This window comes from Thermodesulfobacteriota bacterium, from assembly GCA_039028315.1.
Classification (GTDB): Bacteria; Desulfobacterota_D; UBA1144; order Nemesobacterales; family UBA2774; genus CR02bin9.
Map to the genome: position 1 here is coordinate 1 of JBCCIH010000162.1, position 5,694 is coordinate 5,694.

At 39.6% G+C, this 5,694-nt stretch carries 5 protein-coding genes; 1 reads left to right on the top strand and 4 read right to left on the bottom strand.

Going from position 1 to position 5,694, the window contains the following annotated elements; translation table 11 throughout:
• From AAF462_09610 to AAF462_09620, 3 genes are all read right to left on the bottom strand, one after another.
• The coding region (locus AAF462_09610; protein MEM7009375.1) for a DUF3943 domain-containing protein at window positions 1–683 on the bottom strand (683 nt) is incomplete at its 3' end.
• A 154-nt stretch (window positions 684–837) separates the two neighbouring features.
• A complete protein-coding gene (locus AAF462_09615; protein ID MEM7009376.1) occupies window positions 838–2,400 on the bottom strand; it encodes a DUF3943 domain-containing protein in 1,563 nt (520 codons plus the stop codon).
• A gap of 32 nt (window positions 2,401–2,432) precedes the next feature.
• A complete protein-coding gene (locus AAF462_09620; GenBank protein MEM7009377.1) occupies window positions 2,433–3,575 on the bottom strand; it encodes a glycosyltransferase family 4 protein in 1,143 nt (380 codons plus the stop codon).
• A gap of 137 nt (window positions 3,576–3,712) precedes the next feature.
• On the opposite strand from AAF462_09620, the gene hisS reads away from it, so the two are divergent.
• Window positions 3,713–4,972, top strand: coding sequence for a histidine--tRNA ligase (gene hisS, locus AAF462_09625; GenBank protein MEM7009378.1), 1,260 nt, complete (start codon window positions 3,713–3,715; stop codon window positions 4,970–4,972).
• Window positions 4,973–4,978: 6 nt separating this feature from the next.
• Here the strand turns inward: hisS and AAF462_09630 are convergent, their stop codons facing one another.
• Window positions 4,979–5,410, bottom strand: a complete 432-nt coding sequence (locus AAF462_09630; GenBank protein MEM7009379.1) for a hypothetical protein — start codon at window positions 5,408–5,410, stop codon at window positions 4,979–4,981.
• Window positions 5,411–5,694: the final 284 nt, after the last annotated feature.

Consider the following 5,694-nt stretch of genomic DNA (forward strand, 5'->3'; position numbering starts at 1 on the left):
ACCGGGTTTATGATTCCTATCTGACGGTCTTTTACAAAAAGCCGCATTGGATTAGTTACATAAGCACCAATAGTGGCCGCAGTGTTGTTTTGTTCTATTAGCCACTCTGATAGCTCCTCCATAACCATTCCAACAGGGACACCAACACCAGGAGTCACTACTAGGTCGATTAGTGAGGGCTCAACAGCCAGTCCCTCAATCGCATATTCAAAAAGAGTACTTTGGATAACCGACCCAAGGGCTGAATACCACCTGTTATATCCCCTGGCCCTGTAGAATTGGTATGAAAGCATTCCAAAATATGGATGTGCTATCCAGTTTACAACGAAAGTATCCCCGTCATCCCAAACAGGTTTGGTGGTTATGTTATCCCACCACTTAGAGAACGAAGTGTTAAAGATCTTAAGGCTCTTGTCCCTCACCCAATAAAGCCTCGCTCCCCACTGAACACCATACCAAATACCTGTGTCATACATGTAATATTTAAAGCCGGTAGGCCTTAAATTCACCATAGGTGCTTGCAAATCAGCTTGTGTCTGTATTACAGGATTTTTATCTGAATCATCCGGCTCAATTTGCTCTGTTGCAAAAAGGTCAAGGTGTTCCTCATCGGAAAGGGAACTTGAAATAGGCAAAGCAATTAAAAACAGCAATCCTACAAAAAATACCCACGCAACTCTCACTCTTCATCCTCTCTTTAAGCCTCAAGATAAATCCGCTCCACCCTGATCAGATTCTAACAATTATTAAACTAAATTGGAAGGGTATTTCAAAAATAGATAAATCTTAGCTAGAAAGTTACAAGAAAGTATGTATTTCGGGAGGTTTCAAATATAACTAGAACCGGACCTGAAAATCGCCGAAGAAGCTAAGCTTAGACACGTCGCTATCCGGCCCGGACATAGGAACTTGTATGCCAAAACCTGGGCTAAATTTCCTGCCCAAACGGATACCTGAAGAAACAAAAGTACTGGTCTTGCCTTCAGTGTCAGATGTGAGAAGTGAGTATCCGTCAAATTCCGCGAAAATTACAGGGCTAGCATATACCGGGATATTTGCTCCAACTGATGCGCCGTAATTCACTCTAAATTCAAAATCATTTCCTTCAAGCTTACTCGCATTAAAGACCCAGTCTGTTGATACATTGCCAATCACGTTAAAAATATCTCCCCACATTGCACCTGAGAGATAAGGACTCACTGTCCAGGCAGATTGAAGGTTAATTGGAAAGTTTTTTCTATACATTAGGACAGTCTGCAGTCTATCGATATTGTCTTTAAATGAAGTAGGCAGATATAAGTTAGTGCCTGCACTAAGTGCATAGTTCGAGCCTCTTGTCATTACGTATTTCCCGCCTACTTCTAAGTTTGCAAACTCAAAACCATCACTTACGTTATCATCCCCGACTTGGATTTCATTAACTCCGGACTGGGCTATTTGAATATTTATACCCCAGCGGTTATCAGCTGATGGCACATCAACTCTTACAGAGTAAAAAATAAACTCGCCCCCCAAATTGTTTTTTACATTTACAATTTGCATGTCTGCGATAAAACGCCCGGTCGGTATTGGGGATTCTAGATTAAAGGAATAAGCCAGATCAATTGCATCAGTTTTGTTAGGTGTAAAATTGATTGGACCGCTTACAGACATAAACTGTTTAGAGAATGGATTAATAACACCTACTTGACGCTCATGAACAAAATTCTTAAGCGGATTTATAATATAAGCCAAAATCTTAGCTGGTACAAAACCCGTGTCTTCCAGCCAATCAGAACTCTTTTCAAGTCCGTATCCTAAAGGAACGCCTAGCAGAGGCGTAAAGACTAAGTCTGATCCAGAGGGTCTTTCTACAAGGCCTTCTATCGTATATTCAAAAAGCGTGCTCTGTACTACCGAACCCAGAGCCGAAACCCAAAAACTGTGGCCCATCTGACGGTAATACAAATAGTTCATTGAACCGACTATCGGATGAGTAACAAGATTGGTGAAGAAATTATCCCCGTCGTCCCACTCAGGCCACTGAGATATATTGTCCCACCATTTAGAAAGTGATGTGTCGAATATTCGGCTGTTTTTATTTCTTACATAGAACCATCTTCCGGCCCACTGAAAGGTATATGCAATCAAAGTATCTCTTAGAAATTCACTAGTACCTAAGCTTTGCTCCCTTGGTATTGGAGCCGAGATTTTCTCTCGGCTGGCGGGATCTTCAAAACTTCCCAGCAAAAGGCTTTCTCTGTATTCATCATAGTACAGATCACGAGCGGTTACCTCATCGGCAAACGAGGGATTTACCAATCCGCAGAAAACCAAAAAGATTAGCGTAAAACTGCATATTTTTTTCATTCGTATTTTGACAAAAACCGTTTTAACCAGTGAAGCCTTAATTGGGGACATAAGATACACAAAAGACTCCAGAAATTAAAGCACTATTTAAGTCCCAGAAGTTTTTTTGCCCTAACTTCCCAAGTGTAGTTTGAAACGTCTAACTTGGCCTGCTTGGAAATTCTCTTAGCTAAATCATCGTCATTAAGAACTTTATTAAGACCAAGATAGATTTGCTCAGCGATATCGGGCTCGACTAAGACTGAATTTACTTCGTTCTCTAGAATCTCTAAAACAGATGGAATTGAAGTTGCAACAATTGGGCGATCTGAAGCCATATACTCAAAAAGTTTAATAGGTGAAGTAAATTCCTCTGCCTTGGTTCCGCCCTTGATTGTCATTTTGCTGCTATAGGGCATAACTAAAATATCTGAGGCCATAAGATACTTTGGAACGTCTTTGTGCGGAACAAAACCTGTAAGTTCGAAGTTTTCTGCGCCCTTATTATGAGCTATGCGTCTGTACCTATTCACATCCTCTTGTGCTCCACCTACTACTAAAAACATGGCATCTTCCAATTTAATAGCAGCATCAATAAGCGCTTCAATACCCCTTCCCTCGTATATGTTTCCGCAATAGCAGACTATCTTTTTCCTAAGCGGCAGCCCCAATTCTTTTCTGCTATTTGTCTTACTAGGTGCATCTTGAAATGGATCAAGCTCTACTCCATTATGGGCCACTACTAGCTTTTCCTCAGGCAAACCTAGTTTGAGATACATTTGGGCAAGACCATTTGAGTTGGTGGAAAATCTAACTAGATAGTCTGAATGCTTAAATGAATTAAAAAGAAATTCTGCCCCGCTAACAAGTGGATGATGCGCATCATAGACTGTAGGTATTTTGAGCTTTGTAGCAATGTAGGTGAAGACAATATTTCTTGTCACTACAACGTCATAGCGGTTGTATCTAAAAAACTTTATATAAAATGCTGACAATAATCCGTGGAAGACATTTCTGATGGCTGAGCTATTAAAATAGGGAAATGGAGTAATTCTAAAATCCTTATCAACATTGTAGTACTCACACATCTCGCTTTGGGATCTATTCGCCGAAATAATTAGCTCAGTTTCAATGCCCGTTTTACTTATAGCCTGGCACATTTTAAAGATATGAATGGCACTTGCTCCCTTAGTAAACATCGGGGGGCTTGCTACATATATAACTCTTAGGTTTTTAGCATCAGACATATTTCTGCTCTTATTTTACTTCTAACTATTTGGGTTGATTATAACTTATAGGACAAATAAGATATAATAAGCCAAACTTAGAGGTTGTGTACTACCAATTAAACAATAAAAAACTCTATTAAGTTTTAGGTCGTAATATGAAAATTAAATCAATTAGAGGCTTTCACGACATTCTGCCCGAAAACATAAGGAGATGGCACTTTATTGAAGATGCCGCCAAAAGGGTGTTTCAACTCTATGGATTCTCCGAGATCAGAATCCCCGTGCTTGAATTTACTGATGTATTCGCAAGAAGCTTAGGAACCACAACCGATATTGTAGAAAAAGAGATGTATACATTTGAAGACAGAGATGGGTCTTCACTTACGCTCAGGCCCGAGGGGACAGCTGGAGTTGTAAGAGCTTACATAGAAGATTCTATGCATGCTAAATCTGCAATATCCAAACTGTATTACACTGGAATGATGTTCAGACACGAAAGACCTCAGAAAGGCCGTTTTAGAGGTTTCTATCAAATAGGAGCAGAGCTTATTGGACCAAAAGAACCTGAATCTGATGCTGAGCTTATTACAATGCTTTGGAGATTTTTTGAAGAGATCTCTCTTACGCCGTATCTAACTCTTGAGATAAGCTCACTTGGAGACGATACATGCAGGCCTGCTTACAAGGAAAAGCTGATTGATTTTTTCAAACCGCATACAGATGAACTCTGCGAGATCTGCCAGCGAAGACTCAAGGCAAATCCCCTCCGCATCTTGGACTGCAAAGAGAAAAAGTGTAAAGAAATGGCTGAAGACGCTCCCTCAATGCTGGATAATTTAAGCGATGAGTGTGAGGATCATTTTAATGCTGTTAAAGAGAATTTAACTGCGGCCAATATTCCGTTTGTGATAAATCCCAAAATTGTAAGAGGACTTGATTACTATACGAAAACAGTGTTTGAGATTACAACAGATGAGCTTGGATCACAAAACGCAGTGGCCGCGGGGGGAAGATATGATGGTCTGGTAAAGGAGCTCGGCGGCCCTGATACAGCTGCTGTTGGTTTTGCTATGGGTATTGAGAGAATAGTTCTCCTTCAGGAAAAGGCAATTCCCCAAGGCTTTGCAAAAGAGCTTGATGTGTTTATAGCGCATATGGGAGAGGACTCGAGAAAGGCAGCTTTCAAGCTTGCGTTTGAGCTCAGGAAAAACGACGTCTCGGTAGAGATGGAATACGCTGAGAAAAGTCTTAAGAGCCAAATGAAACGTGCTGACAAGTTAGATGCAAATTTCACTTTCATTATTGGTGATGAAGAGCTGGCAAAAGGTGTTGTAAAAGTTAGAGATATGAAACAGAGCTCTGAAGAAGATATAGAGATTAATCAAATACTTCAAATCACCGATCGTTTTAGATAATAAGAACTACCCTACTTTTTTTGAACACTGAGCACAGTACAGATCGCCTTCGTAAATCTGAGCGCCGCATTCACACACTGAAACTACATTTGGTTTAACCAAGGCTTTAACGCTTCCAAGTTCTTTATCCGCATTTAGATGAATAAACTCAAGCTCCTGCTCGCATTTTTCAATTTCCTTCTCAATATTCTCTATATCTACACACTTTGACTCAATAATCTCTTGATTTATGGTGCCTTTATATTTATAAGTTCTATACACCGCATTACCCATCTGAAGGACAGTTTCCTCTCTTCTCTTTTTAAGATTTCTAATCCGGTTTTTCACCACAACAGAATCATATGCTTCTTTAGATCTGACATTGAAAATTTTCAGTCCTCTGCTCACGCCCTCTTTTACCTTATTAAAAATGTAGCGGGTTTCTGAGATTTCAGACATCGCGACTCTCCTTATATAGAGCTTAAGAATTAAAATAAGATACTTGAATATGCAAAGCGGCGAAACTAAATATAACTATAAAGATTAAAATAATTGACTGAGTGGTGAGTTTAATTATTATTATTAATTATTCAACTTAAGTAAGGAGTTGTTATAACAGACTAAGCCCTATATAGTTTGACTATGGATTGCCTAATTTTCCCCTGGATTTAGAATTCCCTTCTAGATATCATTTTCGTATAAAACTAAGATTGATAGGAGATGAGAAGTACGGAGATAAAATG